Origin of the sequence: Nocardia sp. NPDC059240, assembly GCF_042753865.1 — a bacterium.
In the GTDB taxonomy this organism is placed as follows: Bacteria; Actinomycetota; Actinomycetes; order Mycobacteriales; family Mycobacteriaceae; genus Nocardia.
The window spans coordinates 265,070-284,004 of sequence record NZ_JBHZAC010000010.1 but is presented as its reverse complement, the minus strand read 5'-3'; the positions used below and the strand labels follow the sequence as shown (position 1 = coordinate 284,004).

Below are 18,935 nucleotides of genomic sequence, written 5' to 3'. Positions count from 1 at the left end.
AAAGGAATCCGAATCCGATGACCACCCTGGAAATCAAGGACCTGCACGTCGAGGTCGCCAACCCGGACGAGACCGGCGAGCCCATCAAGATCCTCAAGGGCGTGAACCTGACCATCAAGTCGGGTGAGACCCACGCGATCATGGGCCCCAACGGTTCCGGCAAGTCGACCCTGTCCTACGCCATCGCCGGCCACCCGAAGTACACCGTCACCAGCGGCACCATCACCCTCGACGGTGAGGACGTGCTGGAGATGTCGGTCGACGAGCGCGCGCGTGCGGGCCTGTTCCTGGCCATGCAGTACCCGGTCGAGGTTCCGGGTGTCTCGGTTTCCAACTTCCTGCGCACCGCCGCCACCGCCATCCGCGGCGAGGCCCCCAAGCTGCGCACCTGGGTCAAGGAAGTCAAGGAGGCGATGGGCGAGCTGGAGATCGACTCCGCGTTCGGCGACCGCTCCGTCAACGAGGGTTTCTCCGGCGGTGAGAAGAAGCGCCAGGAGATCCTGCAGCTGGGCCTGCTCAAGCCGAAGATCGCCATTCTCGACGAGACCGACTCGGGCCTCGATGTCGATGCGCTGCGGATTGTTTCCGAGGGTGTGAATCGTTACAAGGAGCGGGAGAACGGCGGCATCCTGCTGATCACCCACTACACCCGCATCCTGCGCTACATCCAGCCCGACTTCGTCCACGTGTTCGTCAACGGCAAGATCGTCGCCGAGGGTGGCGCCGAACTGGCCGAGGAACTCGATTCGAATGGCTACGTGCGCTTCACCTCCGCATCTGTAGGAGCCTAAATGACCAGCACCCTGGGGACTCTCGACCTCGCCAGGATCAGGGCCGACTTCCCGATCCTGAGCCGGACGGTGCGCGACGGGAAACCGTTGGCGTACTTGGATTCCGGTGCGACGTCGCAACGTCCTTTGCAGGTGCTCGACGCCGAGCGGAACTTCCTGCTCGAACACAACGCGGCCGTGCATCGCAGCGCGCACCAGCTCGCCGAGGAAGCCAATGAGGCTTACGAGGCGGCGCGCGCGGCGATCGCGGCGTTCGTCGGCGTCGGCGCGGACGAGATCGTGTACACCAAGAACGCGACCGAGTCGCTGAACCTGGTGGCCTACGCCTTCTCCGACGACCGATTCCCGCACCGTGTCGGGCCCGGCGACGAGATCGTCATCACCGAGCTCGAACACCACGCGAATCTCGTTCCGTGGCAGGAACTCGCGCGCCGCACCGGTGCGCGCCTGAAGTGGTACGGGATCACCGACGACGGCCGCATCGATCTCGATTCGATCGAATTGTCCTCGGCCACCAAGGTTGTCGCCTTCACCCACCAGTCGAATGTGACCGGTGCGGTCGCGGATGTCGCCGAATTGGTGCGCCGCGCCAAGGAAGTCGGCGCGATCGTGGTGCTCGACGCCTGCCAGTCGGTGCCGCACATGCCGGTGAACTTCAAGGAGCTGGGCGTCGACTTCGCCGCCTTCTCCGGCCACAAGATGCTGGGCCCCTCGGGGATCGGCGTTCTGTACGGCCGCCGCGCGCTGCTCGAGGACACCCCGCCGTTCATCACCGGCGGCTCCATGATCGAGACGGTCTACATGGATCACTCGACCTTCGCCGCACCGCCGCAGCGGTTCGAGGCGGGCTCGATGATGATCTCGCAGGCCATCGGATTGGGTGCTGCCGTCGATTATTTGAACAAGATCGGTATGGACGCTGTTGCGGCGCACGAGCATTCGCTCGTCGGCGCGGCCCTGGACGGTCTCGGCGCGATCGACGGTGTGCGCATCGTCGGACCGACCGAGAACGTGAATCGCGGTGGCGCGGTGTCGTTCGTGGTGGACGGGATCCACGCCCACGATGTCGGCCAGATCCTCGACGATCAGGGTGTCGCCATCCGCGTCGGCCACCACTGCGCGTGGCCGCTGCACCGGTACTTCGGTGTCGCCGCGACCGCGCGCGCCTCGTTCGCGGTGTACAACACCCTCGACGAGGTCGATCAGCTGGTTTCCGCGGTGCGGAAGGCCCAGAGCTTCTTCGGAGTTGCATAGACCATGCGCATGGAGCAGATGTACCAGGAAGTCATCCTGGACCACTACAAGCACCCGCACCACCGAGGGCTGCGCGAGCCCTTCGGTGCGGAAGTGCACCACGTCAACCCGACCTGCGGTGACGAGGTGACGCTGCGCGTACACATCAACGACAACGGTGATGTGGCCGACGTGTCCTATGACGGCCAGGGCTGCTCGATCAGCCAGGCCTCCACCTCGGTGCTGGCCGACCAGGTCATCGGCCTGCCGTTGCAGCAGGCGCTGAAGGTGGTCGAGGCGTTCGACGAGATGATCACCTCGCGCGGCACCCTCGAGGGTGACGAGGACGTGATCGGCGACGGCGTCGCCTTCGTCGGCGTCTCGAAATACCCGGCCCGCGTGAAGTGCGCGCTGCTGGGCTGGATGGCGTTCAAGGACGCCGTCGTGCGGATAGCCTCGGCGGAAGAAGCCAAGAAGACGATGGGTAACGGGGAGTAGAGATGAGCGAATCCGAGCAGCAGGCCGTCGAAGCGGCCCCGGTCGAGTTGACCCCCGAGGAGATCCAGCACCTCGAGGACATGGAAGAGGCGATGCGCGACGTCGTCGACCCCGAACTCGGCATCAATGTCGTCGACCTCGGCCTGGTCTACGGCCTCAAGTTCGAGGACGGCATCGCCAAACTCGACATGACCCTGACCTCCCCGGCCTGCCCCCTGACCGACGTCATCGAAGACCAGTCCCGCAACGCCCTGGTGCGTTCCGGCCTGGCCGAGGACCTCCAGATCAACTGGGTCTGGATGCCCCCGTGGGGCCCGGACAAGATCACCGACGACGGCCGCGAACAGCTCCGCGCGCTGGGCTTCACGGTCTGACGAAATACCCCGCAACACCTTTCGACGGTGGGGACCGATCCGAAAATGGATCGGTCCCCACCGTTGTCGTATGCCATAGTCGGTTCCGGACGGGGTGGTCCCGATGGATCTCGACGACGCGCTACTGCACGATCTGCTCACCGAATACCGTGAGCTGACAACACAACTGGCCGATCCGGCGGTCTATCGGCACCCGGCCGAGTCCCGCCGCGTCAACGAGCGCCTGATCGACCTCGAACCGATCGCTGCCGCATACACCTGACTGCGCGACGCGCATGCCGACCTGATCGCCGCCGAGGAACTGGCGGCCGAAGATCCGTCGTTCGCCGTCGAAGCCGCCGAATTGCGCTGTCGTGTCACGGAATTCGAGACGCGGCTGGCGGAACTGCTCACCCGTGACCCGCACCATCGGGACGATACGGTGCTCGAGGTGCGTGCCCCCGGCAGGGCCGAGGGATCCGCCGCCATGGCCGAGGCCCTGGTGAATCTCTACCGCGGGTACGCGGAGAGCCGCGGCTGGCACACCGAGATGCTGACGGCGGTGCCCGCGCCGGCATTCGGATACCGCTCTGCCACCCTGTCGATCAGCGCCCGCGGCGGCACCTGGCCTGCCTTCGCCGAGGAAACCGGATTGCATCGCGGTCGGTGGCTCCCGTTCACCGATCCGCCCGAGCGTCCGGTCGTGGCGGATGCGGAAGTCCTCGCCTACCCGGAATCATCATGGTGGGAACGGTTCTGGCCGGACGACTCCGAAGTCGTGTTCCATCAGTACAACTACGGCCCCTTGCCCTTGGCCCGAAGGATGCCCGACGTCCTACTGACCCACCTCCCCACCGGCGTCGAGGCCTACACCGCACCCACCTACGGCCGAACCGCAAACGTCAAACGTGCCCAGAAACTCTTGGTCGCCCGCCTGACCGCCGTCGCCGAGGGCCGCGCCGAACCCACATACTTCGCCCGCGTCCCCAGCCGCGGCCCGACCGATCACATCCGAACCTACAACCTGATCGCCAATGAACTCACCGACCACCGACTCGACCTGGTCCTGTCCGCACCCTTCGACCCCGACAACCTGACCCTCCTCGCCGAGGCGTTGCGTGCCCCGGTGCCCGGCTCCGAGCCACCCGAGTAGCCGATGGCGGATGCGCTGACGTCCTGATGCTGTGCGGGGAGCCCGAAGTTGCGGGGGATGAGCCATCGTTACGCCTATGCGCTGGAGGCGTACTGCCGGATTTACGGCGAGTCCGTAGCTACGCTTACCGACCGGCTCGCGGTCAGCTGACGATCCCACTGTCGATCGGATACCGCTCCTCGAGGGTGGTGCGGTCGTTGTAGTGGAAGTTGAGGACGAGGTCGTCGGCGATTCGGAATAGTTCGTCGCGGCCTTCGACCGTGGCGATCCAATCCATGGGGAGCGCGTTGAGGCCGTGGACCGCGCCGATGAGGTTGCCTGCGACGGCGCCGGTGGAGTCGGAGTCGCCGGAATGGTTGACCGCCAACAGCAATCCGCCGCGGATGTCGCCGGTGCGGTAGGTGTACAGGGCGCAGTAGACGGCGATGGCCAGGCAGGTTTCGGCGGTGAAGCCTCGGCCCATGAGCTCCAGGCGTTCAGGGGTGGGGTCGCCGAGCTGGATGGTGGTGAGGGCCGAGGCCAGGGCGGTGACGGTTTCGGCGCTCGCGGGCATCGGGGCGAGTCGAGAGATGGTGTCCTGCAAGGCGTCCGGGAGTTCCCGTCCGGCCACCACATGGTCGATGAGGATCGCGAACGCGCCCGCCGACAGATACGCGGTGGGGTGGCCGTGGGTGAGCTGTGCGCAGTGCATCGCGGTATGGAAGGCGCGGTCGGCTCCGAATCCGGCCAGCCCGAACGGCGCCGACCGCATGACGGTCCCGCACCCCTTCGAATTCGGGTTCACCGGCCCGGGTTCACCGAATTCCAGCGCGGGGAGGAACTCTTCGGCCTGCCGCCGCAACCCGGTCATGCACGCGTTGCCCGGGGCGCGCATGGCGTACAGGAACTGTTGCTGCGCAAGCCATCCATCCGACTCGGGTCCCGGCTGATCCCGTGACTGGGTATCCCGCCACCGCAGATACGCCCGCCGCAGTACCGGCGCGTAGTTGCCGCCCGGCGGACACCGCAGCAGCCCTTCGGCGGTGAACATGGTCATCTGCGTGTCATCGGTGATCTGTTGCGCCGCCCCGGCTTCCCCCATCGGCAGATACCCGCTCACACCCGCGGGCCCGTAGCGCTCGCGAATCTCGTTCAGTCGCAGGAACTCGATGGGCCACCCCAACGCGTCGCCCACCGCCCCGCCCAGCATCGCACCCCGCACCCGATCGAACAGCCGCTCGTGATCCTCCACGCGACCACCCTATTCGGTGCACGCCCGACGCTCCCTTTCGAGCCGCTACCGTGGGTCCCATGGCATTGCGGACCGAGTTCACGGAGCTGTTCGGGATCACGCACCCCATCGCCTGCGCGCCGATGGGCGGGGCGGCCGGTGGGGCGCTGGCGGCGGCCGTATCGGAAGGCGGCGGCCTCGGGCTGGTCGGGGGCGGCAGCGGCGACCCGGAATGGGTCGAGCGCGAGCTCGCGATTGTCCGCGAGCGGACCAAGAAGCCTTGGGGTATAGGGTTTCTGGCCTGGGGCGCGAAGGTCGACGCAGTGCGGCGGGCGCTGGAGTTCGGGCCGCACGCGGTGTTGATCTCGTTCGGAGATCCGCGGCCGTATGTCGAGGTGATCCGGGCGGCGGGCGCCAGGTTGATCGTTCAGGTGACCGATATGGCCGAGGTCGATCGGGCGGTCGAGGTGGGGGCCGATGTGATCGTGGTGCAGGGCACCGAGAGCGGCGGACACGGTGCTCGCCAGGGACGCTCCACCCTGGCTTTCGTGCCGGCGGTGATCGATCGGGTCGGGCCGACTCCGGTGCTGGCCGCCGGCGGGATCGCCGATGGTCGTGGACTGGCGGCGGTGCTGGCGCTCGGCGCGTCGGGTGCACTGCTGGGGACGCGATTCCAAGCCAGTCTCGAGGCGCTGGATTCCTTCGCCGCCAAGTCGATCGTCGAATCCGGCGGGGAGAACACCGAACGCAGCGCACTGCTCGATATCGTGCGCGACTCGGCCTGGCCGGCGGAGTACACCGCACGCACGCTGTCGCATCCGATCCTGGACCGCTGGCGGGGCCGCGACGACGAACTCGCCCGCGACACCGAGGCCAAACGCGCCTACGCGCAGGCCGTGGCGACCGGCGAGCTGCCCGCGACGGTCTGGGCAAGCGAGGCAGTCGATCTGATCGGCACGCTGGAACCGGCCGCCGATCTGGTCGCGGCCCTCGCGGCCGAGGCCGAGGCGGCATTGCGTCGGGCAGTCCCCGCCGACTGAGCGCCCGGTCTGCGCGGCTGTGATTGCCCGGGATAGGCTGTCCGCCTGTTTCGAGAGGAAAGTCGGTTATGGGCGGGTTGTGGGGGCGGCGGATCGCGCCGGTGTTGGCGGTCGCGATCGGTATCGGTCTCGTCGGTTGTTCGGGGCAGCACGGTGATTCGGATCCCGGTGCGAAGGGATCGGCGCCGACGAGCACGACGGCGGTGGCCCCGCCGGTATCTCCGGTGGATACCTTCGGCTGGGATCCGTGTGGCTACCTGACCCCGGAGCTGTATGCCGATGTGGCCGACCACGATCCGGCGACCGGACTGCCCCGGGTGCAGATCGATCCCGTCGATTTCGACCTGTGCGAAGTGCATATCGTCGTGCCCGGACCGACGTATCACGAGATTTCCGTCGCGTCGAACAAGCGGCAGACGCCACCGACTCCCGGCGTGTACGACAATGCCGACCGCTATTCGGTTGCCGCCGACGGTGATTGGACGGTCGTCACGCAGAAGCAGGAGAACATGGGTTCCTGCCTGCGGGCGGTGTACTCGGCGCAGAGCGCGGTCACGATCACCTCGTCGCAGGACACGTTCGAGAAGGCGCTCCCGGTGGACGTCTGCGATCTGACCGATCGGGCGGAAAAGGCGCTGGTCGCCGCATTGCACGCGAACTCGGTGCCACGACTGTCCTTCCCGGCGGATTCGCTGGGCCGCACCGACAGTTGTGCGCTGCTGACCGATGCCGAGATCACGGCGAATGTCGCACTGCCCGGCTGGAATCCGCCGGCCGCACGCCATCCGGGCCATTTCTGCCTGTGGCAGGCAACGGAGTCGACCGCGCCGGCCAACATGCCCGTGATCTCCCCGTTCCAGTCGAAGTACAACCTGGTCTCGCTGATGCCGGGCCTGAACAAACCTGCGGCCTCGGGCCGGACCGTCACCATCGCCGGTGTGCCCACCGTGCTGAGTGGCGGCACGCAGAGTTGCACAGCCACCGTGGCCGGCCGGACGTGGCAGCCGTGGCCCGGCAAACAGGTCTATCAGGCCCGTTACCCGCAGCCGGACACCCTGGTCGAGTCGTTGCAGCTCGCGGTGGTGCTCGCCGACACCGGCGACGCCTGCCAGGCCGTGCAGAATCTGGCCGAGAAGGCGTGGCCCCGGCTGCGCTGAGTCGCGGTTTTCTGCCCGTAGGATTCCCCGGTGACCTATGACGACTTCGACGGATTCGAGCATCTCGACACCACCACCTTGCCGGAGCGGCAGCAGCGGATTCTGTGCACGATCCGGGATTGGGTGCAGCGGCACGGGTATTCGCCGAGCACCCGGGAGATCGGGGATGCGGTCGGATTGAAGTCTGGTTCTTCTGTTTCGCGGCATTTGCGCGAGTTGGAGGACCGTGGATTCCTCACGCGCAGTGAATCGGTCACCCGGCCCATGGATGTGCGGATGTTCCTGCAGAGCACTCCGGCGCGGCAGCAGGACGAGAACTCGGTGCCGGTCCCCGTGGTCGGCGATATCGCGGCGGGCACGCCGATCCTCGCCGAGCAGCACACCGACGATGTGCTGTCGCTGCCGCGCGAACTGGTCGGCCGCGGCACCGTCTTCGGCCTGCGGGTACGCGGTGATTCGATGGTCGACGCCGCCATCTGCGACGGGGACATCGTGGTGGTGCGTCAGGAGCACGAGGCGCACTCCGGTGAGATCGTCGCGGCCATGATCGACGGCGAGGCCACGGTGAAGGTGTACCGCCGCAGCAACGGCCACGTCTACCTGGAACCACGCAATCCGGCTTATCCGGTCATCGATGGCGATCGCGCCCAGGTGCTCGGTAAGGTCGTCTCGGTCATGCGGCGAGTCTGACTGTCTGGCATGATGACGCCCGTTATCACCTTCCATCCCCGGGAGTATCGAATGTCGTTGCTGCGCAAGGCCGGTTTGGGCCTCGCCGTTACGTCGATGGCCGCGATGGGCACCGTGGCCGCAGGACCCGCCTCCGCGGCGGACGGCGATCCGGTCTTCACCGCTGCCTCCGGTGACCTGTACGGCGCTCTGGCGCTGTCCAAGAGCACCGGAAATGTCGCATATGCCGTGAATTACGGCAGCTGGGACGGCGCGGACGGCGCCGCGGTCGAAAAGTGCGGTGGCGGCGACTGTGCCGTCGTCGTGCACTTCGCCAATGCGTGTGGTGCCGTCGCTCAGGGCGCCGACACCCGGTTCGGCTGGGCCTGGGCCCCGTCCAAGTCGGAGGCCGAATCCTCGGCCATCAATGTGCTCGGCAAGAGTGCCCCGGGTTTCCCGGACACCGGTTCCTCTTCGCCGCGCCAGGCCAAGGTCATCCTGTCGGCTTGCACGGACAACGCGAGCTGACAATCGGCGAATCATCTCGGCGCCGCATCGGATCACTCCGGTGCGGCGCTGATTTGTTTGCCGGAGTCCGTTTTCCAGCAACACGCCCGACCGGCCGGGGATGATTTGCCCGTGGACGACATCACCTACGAGGACACCCGGTTCGCCCTGCACGCCGCGGCCGAACTGCTGATCGCCGGTCCGCAGTACCGCCGTTTCGGCAGCATTCGCATGCGCATCGTGCTGGGCGGCTTCGCCGGGGTCAAATGGCCGGTGTCGGTGACCGGCACCGACCTGGTGTGGCCGCAGGGCCGCATCCGCCTGCACGGCACCTACAGTGACCTCGCCCTGAGCGCCGGATACGAGGCCGACGCCCCACCCGCGGGCCTCTACTCCGACGGCACCCGGATGGATCCGGACGAACCCTTCACCCTCGACAACGACGCCGCCACCGCCGTGCACGACTGGTTCGCGGTGGGGGACACCGCCTTACGCCGATTCGCCGCCGAACAGCCGGTGCTGTGGCCCGAGCACTTCGATCTGTCGGTCGCCGTCGACGAGGTGAATTACGGTGTGTCACCCGGAGATTGGGACAATCCGCAGCCGTACGCGTATGTCGGGCCGTGGACGCGCCGGCGCGGTGAGTTCTGGAACGCGTCGTTCGGGGCCATGCGGCCGCGCTCGGAGACATCCACGGTGGAGGGTCTGCTGGAATTCTTCCGCGAGGGGAGAGCCCAAGCGGCACGGGACAATTGAGCGCCGTTAGACCGGTGGCACGTGGGCTTTCAGCACGTCGCCGTTCTCGGTGCCCAGCAGCAGCAGCCGATTGTCGCTGGGGCTCACCGCCACCGAGGTCAGCGGCTCGACCGAGGCCAGGGTACAGCTGGTGTGGGTGACCGGATCCGCGCGCACCAGCTGGCCGGAGCCGGTCGCGACATAGAGGAATCCGCCCGGGCCGACCGCCAGATCGTCGGGCAGCAACGGCGAGGTGAGCGGGGCCGCGGCCAGATCCACCGCCGGTGAGGCCTGCGCGGGATCGGCGATCGGCACCGCGACCACCCGCGCTGTCGGGCTCTCCAGCAGTGTCACGTACAGCAGATCGCCGACCGCGACGATCCCGTCGGTGCCGGAACCCAGGGCCGCGAGGGCCTTCCCGGCTCGGTCGGTCCAGTCGGCGTCGAGGGTGCCGTCCCGGCGGATCCGCTCGATCGTGTTCGAGACGCTGTCTGCGACATAGAGATTCCCGTCGGCGTCGAAGGCCGCCCCGTTCGCCTGACCGAGGCCCGAGACGAACACCTCGGGTCGCGGGTCGGCGGCATTCGGGTCGAATCGAAGCACGCCACCTTGCTTGGCGGCCCCACTGATCGGGGAGTTGCCGAATGTCACGTACATCAGGCCGTCCGGGCCGAGCCGGACCGCACCCGGACTCGTCACCGGCACGCTCGTCACGACCTGGCCGCGGTTGTCGTTGTCGTACTTCTCCACGACATTGCCGAAGTTCCGCGCCACCCAGATGGCACCGCTCGCATCGAATCCGAGGTTCTCCGACCAGTCCAGCAGCGGCGTGCGGGTCGGCAGGCCCATGAGGAGCTTGGCGGGGGAGCAGGAAACCGTTGGTGCGACGGGGGTTTCGGGAGCGTCCGCGGCGGCCGGACCGGCGAATGCCGCCGAGCCGAGCATCAGCGCGACGACTCCCGCGACCCGCCCCCTGCGATCCGACTGTGGCACAGCGGCTTCCGGTCGCCGACGCGGCATCACGGTCTTCCCTTCGTTGGGCGATGATCAACCGGTAGCGTAAACCGCCTGGTCTGCTCCGGCAACGCGCCCGACCGGCCGCGGCATCGGCGGGCGCGGAACTAGCGTGCGGGCCGCCCGTGCCGCCCGTCTCCGGCGATCCGGCCGCGCCGGATCAGATCCCGCTTGGTGCCGGGCCCGAGCGTGACCTGCTCGTCCTCCCCGGCCAGCGCCTCATCCGGATTGGGTCGCACGAACAATGTCACGGTGGTGCCCTCGGTGAACCCGTTCTTGCGCATCATCCCGGCCGATGCCGCATTGTGCAGCTCCACATCCGTGACGATGCGACGCGCACCGTGCTTGAAAAGCAGGTCGCAGCAGGCGGTCATGAGTTTGCCCGCGACGCCGCGTCCCTGCATATCCGGGGACACGGCGATCCACTCGAGGTACGCCCAATCCTCGCGCAGTTCGAATTCCATGGAGGCCAGCACGAATCCGACGACACGATCCGAATCCACCGCCACCCAGCAGGACTTGCCCGCACTGTCGAGGTGCTCGGCGACCGAGGTCAGCGACCACGAGGTGTAGGGCTTGGCGTGGGTGTCGAACACCTGGTAGCCCAGATCGATGACCTGACGCAGATGCCCGAGCCCCATGGGAACGATGGCGATATCGGATTGGATGGATATGTCGGATTCCATGCCCGACAGTTTGCCAGGTGAGTGCTGACTCACCTGGGACCCTCCGGGTACGGACTCCGCGTCAGGGGCGTGCTATCACGCGCCCTTGCGTGCCTGCTTGGCCGCGGCTTGCTTGGCCGGAGCCTTCTTCGCGGCCTTCTTGGCGGGCTCCTTCTTCGCCGGTGTCTTCGCGGCAACTTTCGCGGGCGCGGCGGGTGCGGCACCGGTCTTGCGTCCGGATGCTTCCAGACTGCGCTGCAGGGCCGCGACCAGATCGACCACCTCGGCATCCATCTCCGGTGCCGCCGCCTCGGGCGCGCGGGTGACCTTACCGCTGCCGCTGGCGATCGCCTCGTCGAGCAGTTTCTTCAGCTCGATCTGGTATTCGTCCACGTAGAGGCCGGGATCGAAATCATCCGACAGCGTGTCGACCAGCGTCTCGGCCATCTGTAATTCCTGCTTCTTGGGCTCGGAGACATCCTGCAGCTTGTCGAACGCCACCGCCCGCACCTCATCGGGCCACAACAGCGTCTGCAACACCAGCACCCCGTCACGCACCCGCAGCGCCCCCAACCGCGTCTTCTGCCGCAACGTGAAATGCACCAGCGCCACCCGATCCACCCGCTCCAGCGTCTTCGCCAGCAGCACATACGCTTTCGGCGTCGTCGAATCGGGTTCCAGATAGTAGCTCTTGTCGAACAGAATCGGATCGATCTGCTCCGACGGCACGAATTGCAACACCGGAATTTCGTGCTTCTCCGCCGCCGGCAGTTTGCTGAAGTCCTCGTCGGTGAGTATCACCCGATCCCCATCAGGCGACTCATAAGCCTTGTCGATATCCGAATACTGCACCGGCTGCCCATCCACCGTGCACACCCGCTCATACCGAATCCGCCCGCCATCAACAGCATGCACCTGGTGAAACTTGATGTCATGGTCCTCCGTGGCGGTATAAACCTTCACGGGAACATTCACCAGCCCGAACGCGATGGAGCCCTTCCAAATGGACCGCATCGTCCGATGGTACTTCGGACGGCGTGTCGTGTTCGGTAACACGCCGCCGACCTGGGGGTTTGAGGTGGCTGAAAGTTGTTGTTGGTGGCTGGTAGTTGTCGTCTGACGGCCCGTGGACGGCCCGGGAATCGATCTTGATGTGGGATTGACAGGGTTCCTGAGCTGTGTGTTGTCGCTGTCCTCTCGAGCTGTATGAACCCCGGCCGAGCGTGATCGAGGGCGCTGGCCTATGCACGATTGCACGCCAGAGACGTGCGAGGTGGGCACTGGTCGCAGGATCGTTTCCTGGGCGGGGAACTATGCAGATGGCAACCGTACTGACCAGCATCTTCTCGTCGGAGAATTGGTAATTGCAGCCGAATTCGACCTGAGCGCAGGCAATCGGTGCAGGTGATCGACGGCAAGTATCCGGTTAGACCAACCTGTCCGAGGTCGTGTCGCGGCCATGCATGTTCATGTCGTTACTCACTCCCTGTGCTGGTTGCTTGCCGATTGCTGCGGCGGTGATGGGCTGCTGCGATAGCGGATCCTGTGCCACCGATGGCCGCAGCGATCACAACTGGTCCACACAACGCCGCCAAGGTGACCGTCGACGTGCACAGGACGATGACGATGAGGAGGGCTCGCCGGAACCGATGTGGATCGGAAAGTACGAAATAGATGAGCCCGCGCCAGGTCTGTGGTTCGGCTTCTTGGGTTACACGTCGCGCCGAAGGGGTCATCTGGCACCGCCAAAAGGCGCTCGGCCGCTCGGAAAGTGTCGCTCGAGTCGCAGTCTGGCATCTCCGAAATGGACTTCGGCACGGTCCTGTTCCTGACGGACCGCGACCGCCGTGGCGAGTCCGACCAGTGGATGTGTCAAGGCACGGGCGACATCTGCAGCTGGGACCGCATGGAGCCCGCCTCCCCACCGAACGACCCAGTCTCGGTCATGTCCCCAGCAGTAAGTGAACTTCCATGGAGACGTCGGTTGTCGTGGGCGGCGTATTGGATCGTCGATCAGTGCGCCGACTGCCCACTTTTCGGTTCGACTGTGCAGATGTAGGCGTGAGACCAACGCTGCGAGAAGGCGCTCGGCGTCCTCGCTCATTTCCGGTAGACAGTCCAGGGCGAGTCTTTCCTCGTCAACTAGCCCTATGTCCTGACGGAGCCAGTCGGCCGTGCCGAGCAGCGTGTGCTTGGGGCACTTCTGACGCATTTTCGGATGATGACTCGGAAAGTACCGAAGGCTGAGGGCGCTCCCGGTCGGGAGGTGTCGCAAGATCAATGCGTCGTGTTTCAAGTCGACGGTTTCGAATCGGGTGCCGGGGAAAAAATACACCGTTTTGACCATGTGACCGGGGATAGCGGAGAAGATTGCTAGCTCGTCGAAGCGCGGAGAGAGGACGAACGAATAGGTCATGAGCCCGTTGCGATCGTGCCAGTAGCGATCTCGGTTGTGGTTGGCTTCCAACAACTCCCGCGGCGGTGTCTGCGCCGAGTTGAGCGTGTACAACGCCAACTGCGCCCGTAGTTGCTGTTGTGCACGATTGTCGGTATCGAAGCCGATCTGGCTGCCCCGGACTCCAAACCGTGCTTCCCACAGTGGCTCGGGGGAGTAGCGTCGCCGGACGCTGACTAAGTTGCGGTGGCCCAGGTAATTCGACGAGTTTGACATCGCGCGTCTCCACACTGCCCAGGCATCAGCACAGTGACACGCCAGTCTCACTGACGGGAATTGGCCATGGTTACGCAGTCCACGCCCTGCGTGGTTGCTGTCAGGGATGCCTGGAATCACCGACAGGCCTCGGCTACTGCTGCCGAGCAACCTCATGTTGTGGAGATGACTTTACACATGTCGAAGGTGGCTTGTCGACCAATCCGATTGCGCGCGGGCCACATCGGGCGAGGCTCGAACATCGTGGAGCCCGCGAGGCTCCGGCCGGCCGGAGGTGGGTCGAACCAGCGGTCCGGTCGTCAGAAGGTCACATGCTGTCCAGCACAGTTATCTCGTTTCCTGCGACTTCGGTTTCGGGTAGGACTTCGTCGAGCCAGGGTTGCTGTGCGCCTACGGTTTTCAGCCAGTGACGCCAGTCTCCGAGGTGCCGGTGCTCTGTCCAGGTGAACGGAGTTGGAGAACGTTTTCACCTCCGTCACGGTGACCCAGTTCGAACCAGCATTGGAAGTTCCGGTTGGTTAGATCGTTGCAATAGCAGTACTTTTCGCGGATCTCAAGAGGTAGTCCCCATAGTGGGGCGATCAGCTGCTCGACGAACCTGTCGTGTGTCGCGGGCACTCCAACCAGGGTGTCGAATTCGAATTTGAGTTTGCCTCCAAGCTTCCAGCCATGAACGTAGAACGACGTGGTAGCCGAGCGAAACAGCGCCGCTCGCCGCAACAAGCCGGACCCGACCCACGAGGTTTCGCGTTGATAATTATCGTGAACTTTTTCGGTGAGGAACGACCGCGGCTGGTTCCACAGCGCTGTTCCGCCCTGAGATTAGGAGTTGTTGAAACTCTGCGACGGCACGGGCGAAGTCTGTGCGAGGTCCGCCCCGAAACCGCAGCCGGGCATCGGTTCCGACCAGGGTGAGGACCAACTCGCGTCGGCCCGCGCAGACGATCCGCACGTCGGCGACACCGTTGCTGTAGCCCGATTCATCCACCGCGTGGGGCAGCACTGACTGCAGTAGCCAGCCGGCATATGACTCGGTCGTTTCGAGCCCGTACATCGTGTCTACGACATGCAGCGTTGTCGGTGTTCGATAGTCGGTCGGCAGGATCACCCGCTTGACTCCGAACGGATTCGGCACCACTTCTCGACAGTCTGCTAGTCGGGCGAAGACTAGCGATTCCAGCGCTTGTTGATCCGGGTTTACCGCAGCGGGAATCGGATTCTCCCGGTCGATGCGGCAGTCGCCGACGATCCTCTGATGAGGAGTGCCGGTGTAGTCGCGATATCGACGTGGCGAGATCTTGCGATCGAGGCGGGCAGGCATCGGTTCGCTCCTTCAGGGATGCCGCTGCCCTCGGCACCCATCACGGATGCGCCGCTCCATAGGAGCGTGAACTGACTGATAGGTGATGTCTGATCCCTACCTGGGCGGCGCTCGGTGGCAGCCTTCTTCCTCTGTGGCACCGCGCAATTGGGCAGAGTGCGGGGCCGAGGACGGCCACCCTCAGTGGCCGCTGCTGATCATGCCAAAGTTGCGGGTCGATCCTCGGTGACACACCGACACTGTTGCCGCTGACATTGCAGAGTGCCGATCGAATCGCCGCCCGCTGAAGGCTCCCTCGGCATGGTGTGCTGTCGCATCGCCGCAGTACTCCGCAGGGTTCAGCAATCATCCGCAGTGCGCCGCAGAAAAGGGTGCGGCCAGTTCCGCTGTGGTGCAGTGAAACCGAGTAGGGGCCAGCAACCGAAGGGCCGTCCGCTCACCGCAGTCACGATTGACGGAATGGGGATGACAATGTGGGCGGAACTCGGTAAGACGGTCCGTAAAGCCATGGAGAGCTGGGGGCACACGTTACGGCTGTGCGTGTGTGCGAGCGTACTCGGGTCGATCGCTGTCGCGATCCTCATTGTCTCGGCACTGTAATCCTCTGCCGGGCATGATCGCGTCAGAGAGGACGGAACGGATGAGCAGCTTCACCGGTGACGCCAGCCAACGACTCACGCGCGAGCTCGTGGCCTTGCGTCACCGTGTGCAGGCTGCCAAGACCGCCCTGCCGAAAGCCTTGAAAGGCAGTGGCGACTCCGTATCCGGCGACACCATCAACAGGATTGAGAACGGCACACACGTGTCGGAGCAGTCGGTATTGACCTACGTTCATGCGTGCCAACGAATCGCCGAAGAAAAGAAACTGCCGATCAACCCGGCGCGGTTCGACCGAGGGTACTGGTCTCGGGTGTGGAAGGACGGCGACGCCGCGCCCCCGTTCGATCTTCGGTATGAACGTTCGAACTCGGTGCCCGTCGTAGCCGGCAACGAACCTGCCTCGTTGCCCGAACCGAACACGAATGGGATGGTCGGCGGCGCTGCGTCATCCCGGGCACTGAGTGAGCCGGTCGCCAAGCCTGTCTGCGAATGGTCGGCTGAAGCTCTGCGCGTCCATGCGACAGTGGGCGGGACCCGAATGATCGACTATGTCCCGCGCCCACACGACACTGAAGTTCGAGGCGCCCTCGATCAAGCCTTGGCTGGGAGCGGAAGCAGGATGATCGTCCTGCGTGGAGGTTCGTGTACAGGCAAGACCAGAACTGCGATCGAGGCTCTGCTGGATCGTATCCCACACTGGTCGCTGCTCCGCCCGACCGGAGCCGCGCAGCTACGGCATGTCCTCAAAACGGACCAAGCCACGTCGACCGTGATTTGGCTCGACGAGATCCAGGCGTTCCTCAGCGATGGTGATGGCGACCACATTGCCGAGCGTCTGTTCGAAGTCCTCACCAGCGATCGTGATGTTGTCGCGATCGGGACAGTATGGGGTGGAGCAGATTTCGTCGAATGGCTCGACCTCGCGCCCGAGGTCAAGCGGTTCTTCGATCACGACGTTGAGTTGATCGACGTCCCATCGTCGTTCTCCAAGCCCGAAATCAAGCACGCGAGACAAACACTGGGCCCCGAACTAGCCGAAGTCATCGATGCTGCCGCGGCCAGCGGTGAGCTCATCCAGAACCTTGCAGGCGGTCCTCAGCTGGTAAAGATGTACACCCACCCCCACGACGCCTACCTGGCTGCCGTCCTGACCGCCGCAATGGACCTGTTCCGAATCGGCCATACGCTGCCAATCCCCAGCACGATGCTGAACGAGGCCGCCTTCCACTACCTGGGCCAGCGTCGACAGCACACGAGACCGTCCGATTGGTTCGAGGCCGCCATCCGGCAAGCAGCAAAACCGATCAAACAGGCGGTTTCGGCACTAGAACCTGCCCGAACCACCATCGAAGGTGACGCCCTGGACGGATTCGTACTCGCGGATTTCCTTGGCTACCACGGTAAACGGCATCGAAGCGAGCCTCCACACCAGCGACTGTGGGCAATCGTGGCCGCACACGCAGTCAATCACGCTGCGGCCCGCGCCGTAGCACTCGAAGCCGGTCGCCAGGGCCTGCACTCGGTCGCCGAGCGGCTGCACCGTCGCAGTATCGAGTTAGGCTTCATAGGCGGCTGGGCGGACCTCGCCCGGCAAGGTGCCGAACGCCGTGACCTATCGAACGCCGATGAACTGATCACTGTTGCGCGAGCGGATCTCGGTGTGGCACATGGATATCCGGGTTTTCTCTGGTATGAGATCGCTCTGCTCTACTATGCCGCCAATGATAGAACGACAGCCGAGGAGATGCTGCGCAACGCCAACGAAGTTTTCATCGATTGGTCGACCGTAACGAAGGCGCGTGAGCGACTGGGAGATTCGGCCGGTGCGGACGACGCCGCACGAAAGGACTGTGAGCGACAAGGCTTCCCGACTGCCTGGTACGAATATCTCATTCCGAGCCGTGCCGCATCCGGCGATCTGGTCGGTGCCGAGCGCGCCGCCGAGGACATGTTCGCTGCCGGATGGGCATACGGATGGGTAGAAATCGGCAATAAGCTCATGTTCAAGGGCGACTACCGCGGCGCTGCCCAAGCCTTCCAGACGGCCGCTGAACGAGGGATCGAGAACGTCTGGCAGGACGCGGGCCGTGCACTGGCGTTGCTGGGGGAACATGCTGCGGCAGAGCAGGCGATGCTACGCACCGCCTTGTCGCCCAATGTCGATGAGCCGCAGTATGCATGGGCTGAACTCGCCGCGCTGCGACACAGCCTCGGCGACACGGCCGGCGCGGAGGCTGCCGCGGAAAACGGTGAAGGAATGGCGTGGGCGCGGCTTGCTTCGGAGCGGGCAAAGCAGGGCCAATTCGAATCAGCAAAGACCGCCGCCGCCATCGCCGCAGGCTTGGGGGACGGCACTGGATGGGCGGATCTGGCTGGCACGTACGAGCTCGCCGGATTCCCCGAAGAAGCCGAGCTCGCCGCGCGGGCTTCCGCACCGCTCGAGTACAGCATCCCGCTTTTCGGTGGTGGACCAAGTGGATGGCGCCAGATCATCCGGCAACGGTGCGAGAGAGAAGACTGGGAAGCAGTCGAACGAGCTTGTCGGGAGTACCGGAAGGTTGACGAGGAGTATGTCCAGCGGGTACTTGCAACCCACGAAGCTCCTGATGATTGGCTGCTGTGAGGGCGGAACTGGGCATCGCCAGGCCGACGCCTGCTGTTGGTGCCGTGTTGAACAGCCGCGGTCGGTCCGGCCCGCGCCCGGTGCCACCATAGACTGAATGGTGTGAGCCATCGTAGTCGACTGTGCCACTTCGTCATTGACGTCCACGATCTCGATCGGGGAGTTGCATTCTGGTCCGGCGCGCTCGGTGCCGCCGAGGAGCCGGTCAATCCCGGGAGCCGCCACGTATACCGCCGCCTGCGCCTGCCCGATTCGGATGTTCGGGTGCTGTTGCAAGCGACTTCGGACCCCAAGGCCGCCAAGGAACGCATGCACCTCGACATTGAGACCGACGACGTGCCGGCCGAAGTTCAGCGGCTCGAGGCGCTCGGTGCGGTGCGATGGGATCACCAGCAAGAACGCGGCTACGACTTCTGGGTCTTGCGCGATCCGTTCGACAACGAATTCTGTGTACTCCAAGCCGAATTTCCCGATCAACTCGCCCGCCGTCCAGTGTGGGACTAAGCACCACTCGCGCGCCCGGACCGTCCACCATCTGCGTGACGTGAGAAGAGATGACGGTCCGGGTCGCTGGTGTTGCGGGCACAGCTCAGATGGTGGCGACCGATTCCGGGTGACGGCTTAGACGAGGTACGGGTGAACCCAGAAGCTCAGCACGATCCGGCATGGCTGGAATGGAGCCCCCCGGAACGGAC

19 protein-coding genes are annotated in these 18,935 nt (G+C 65.0%); 13 read left to right on the top strand and 6 right to left on the bottom strand.

All coding sequences use genetic code 11. The features are described from left to right. Positions 1 to 17: 17 nt before the first annotated feature. From sufC to ACFXHA_RS33345, 6 genes are all read left to right on the top strand, one after another. Positions 18 to 791: a Fe-S cluster assembly ATPase SufC gene (gene sufC / locus ACFXHA_RS33370; RefSeq protein WP_379363206.1), complete on the top strand. Its 774-nt coding sequence runs from the start codon at positions 18 to 20 to the stop codon at positions 789 to 791. Further along, positions 792 to 2,045, top strand: coding sequence for a cysteine desulfurase (locus tag ACFXHA_RS33365; protein ID WP_379363204.1), 1,254 nt, complete (start codon positions 792 to 794; stop codon positions 2,043 to 2,045). 3 nt (positions 2,046 to 2,048) lie between these two features. Beyond that, a complete protein-coding gene (gene sufU, locus ACFXHA_RS33360) occupies positions 2,049 to 2,522 on the top strand; it encodes a Fe-S cluster assembly sulfur transfer protein SufU (protein ID WP_379363203.1) in 474 nt (157 codons plus the stop codon). Positions 2,523 to 2,524: 2 nt separating this feature from the next. Beyond that, complete coding sequence (locus ACFXHA_RS33355) at positions 2,525 to 2,896, top strand: metal-sulfur cluster assembly factor (protein ID WP_379363201.1); 372 nt, start codon at positions 2,525 to 2,527, stop codon at positions 2,894 to 2,896. 103 nt (positions 2,897 to 2,999) lie between these two features. Next, entirely contained in the window at positions 3,000 to 3,158 is a 159-nt protein-coding gene (locus ACFXHA_RS33350) for a hypothetical protein (RefSeq protein WP_379363200.1), read from the top strand. Then, complete coding sequence (locus ACFXHA_RS33345) at positions 3,159 to 4,028, top strand: PCRF domain-containing protein (protein WP_379363461.1); 870 nt, start codon at positions 3,159 to 3,161, stop codon at positions 4,026 to 4,028. 142 nt (positions 4,029 to 4,170) lie between these two features. Here ACFXHA_RS33345 and ACFXHA_RS33340 read toward each other — a convergent pair whose 3' ends face one another. Next, on the bottom strand, positions 4,171 to 5,259 hold the full coding sequence (locus ACFXHA_RS33340; RefSeq protein ID WP_379363198.1) for an ADP-ribosylglycohydrolase family protein: 1,089 nt from the start codon (positions 5,257 to 5,259) through the stop codon (positions 4,171 to 4,173). Positions 5,260 to 5,318: 59 nt separating this feature from the next. Here ACFXHA_RS33340 and ACFXHA_RS33335 point away from each other — a divergent pair, with 59 nt between their 5' ends. From ACFXHA_RS33335 to ACFXHA_RS33315, 5 genes are all read left to right on the top strand, one after another. Next, positions 5,319 to 6,278 carry a nitronate monooxygenase gene (locus ACFXHA_RS33335; protein WP_379363196.1) on the top strand — a complete coding sequence of 320 codons (960 nt, stop codon included), beginning with the start codon at positions 5,319 to 5,321 and terminating at the stop codon, positions 6,276 to 6,278. A 68-nt stretch (positions 6,279 to 6,346) separates the two neighbouring features. Beyond that, the gene (locus tag ACFXHA_RS33330) at positions 6,347 to 7,435 is read left to right on the top strand and encodes a hypothetical protein (RefSeq protein WP_379363194.1); all 1,089 of its coding nucleotides are present in this window, start codon (positions 6,347 to 6,349) and stop codon (positions 7,433 to 7,435) included. A 30-nt stretch (positions 7,436 to 7,465) separates the two neighbouring features. Continuing rightward, a complete protein-coding gene (gene lexA / locus ACFXHA_RS33325; RefSeq protein ID WP_379363192.1) occupies positions 7,466 to 8,125 on the top strand; it encodes a transcriptional repressor LexA in 660 nt (219 codons plus the stop codon). A 9-nt stretch (positions 8,126 to 8,134) separates the two neighbouring features. Continuing rightward, positions 8,135 to 8,632: a DUF4189 domain-containing protein gene (locus ACFXHA_RS33320; RefSeq protein WP_379363190.1), complete on the top strand. Its 498-nt coding sequence runs from the start codon at positions 8,135 to 8,137 to the stop codon at positions 8,630 to 8,632. A 111-nt stretch (positions 8,633 to 8,743) separates the two neighbouring features. After that, on the top strand, positions 8,744 to 9,367 hold the full coding sequence (locus ACFXHA_RS33315) for a hypothetical protein (RefSeq protein WP_379363188.1): 624 nt from the start codon (positions 8,744 to 8,746) through the stop codon (positions 9,365 to 9,367). 6 nt (positions 9,368 to 9,373) lie between these two features. On the opposite strand, the gene ACFXHA_RS33310 is transcribed toward ACFXHA_RS33315, so the two are convergent. From ACFXHA_RS33310 to ACFXHA_RS33290, 5 genes are all read right to left on the bottom strand, one after another. Continuing rightward, positions 9,374 to 10,366 carry an SMP-30/gluconolactonase/LRE family protein gene (locus ACFXHA_RS33310; protein ID WP_379363186.1) on the bottom strand — a complete coding sequence of 331 codons (993 nt, stop codon included), beginning with the start codon at positions 10,364 to 10,366 and terminating at the stop codon, positions 9,374 to 9,376. A 101-nt stretch (positions 10,367 to 10,467) separates the two neighbouring features. Continuing rightward, on the bottom strand, positions 10,468 to 11,046 hold the full coding sequence (locus tag ACFXHA_RS33305; RefSeq protein WP_379363184.1) for a GNAT family N-acetyltransferase: 579 nt from the start codon (positions 11,044 to 11,046) through the stop codon (positions 10,468 to 10,470). A gap of 75 nt (positions 11,047 to 11,121) precedes the next feature. Continuing rightward, the gene (locus tag ACFXHA_RS33300; RefSeq protein ID WP_379363182.1) at positions 11,122 to 12,039 is read right to left on the bottom strand and encodes a Ku protein; all 918 of its coding nucleotides are present in this window, start codon (positions 12,037 to 12,039) and stop codon (positions 11,122 to 11,124) included. Positions 12,040 to 12,757: 718 nt separating this feature from the next. Then, positions 12,758 to 13,696: a hypothetical protein gene (locus tag ACFXHA_RS33295; protein ID WP_379363180.1), complete on the bottom strand. Its 939-nt coding sequence runs from the start codon at positions 13,694 to 13,696 to the stop codon at positions 12,758 to 12,760. 757 nt (positions 13,697 to 14,453) lie between these two features. Beyond that, complete coding sequence (locus ACFXHA_RS33290; protein ID WP_379363178.1) at positions 14,454 to 15,017, bottom strand: hypothetical protein; 564 nt, start codon at positions 15,015 to 15,017, stop codon at positions 14,454 to 14,456. 640 nt (positions 15,018 to 15,657) lie between these two features. On the opposite strand from ACFXHA_RS33290, the gene ACFXHA_RS33285 reads away from it, so the two are divergent. Then, complete coding sequence (locus ACFXHA_RS33285; RefSeq protein WP_379363176.1) at positions 15,658 to 18,240, top strand: hypothetical protein; 2,583 nt, start codon at positions 15,658 to 15,660, stop codon at positions 18,238 to 18,240. A gap of 102 nt (positions 18,241 to 18,342) precedes the next feature. Continuing rightward, positions 18,343 to 18,744 (top strand): VOC family protein, encoded by a 402-nt coding sequence (locus tag ACFXHA_RS33280; protein WP_379363174.1) that lies wholly within the window; start codon positions 18,343 to 18,345, stop codon positions 18,742 to 18,744. Positions 18,745 to 18,935: the final 191 nt, after the last annotated feature.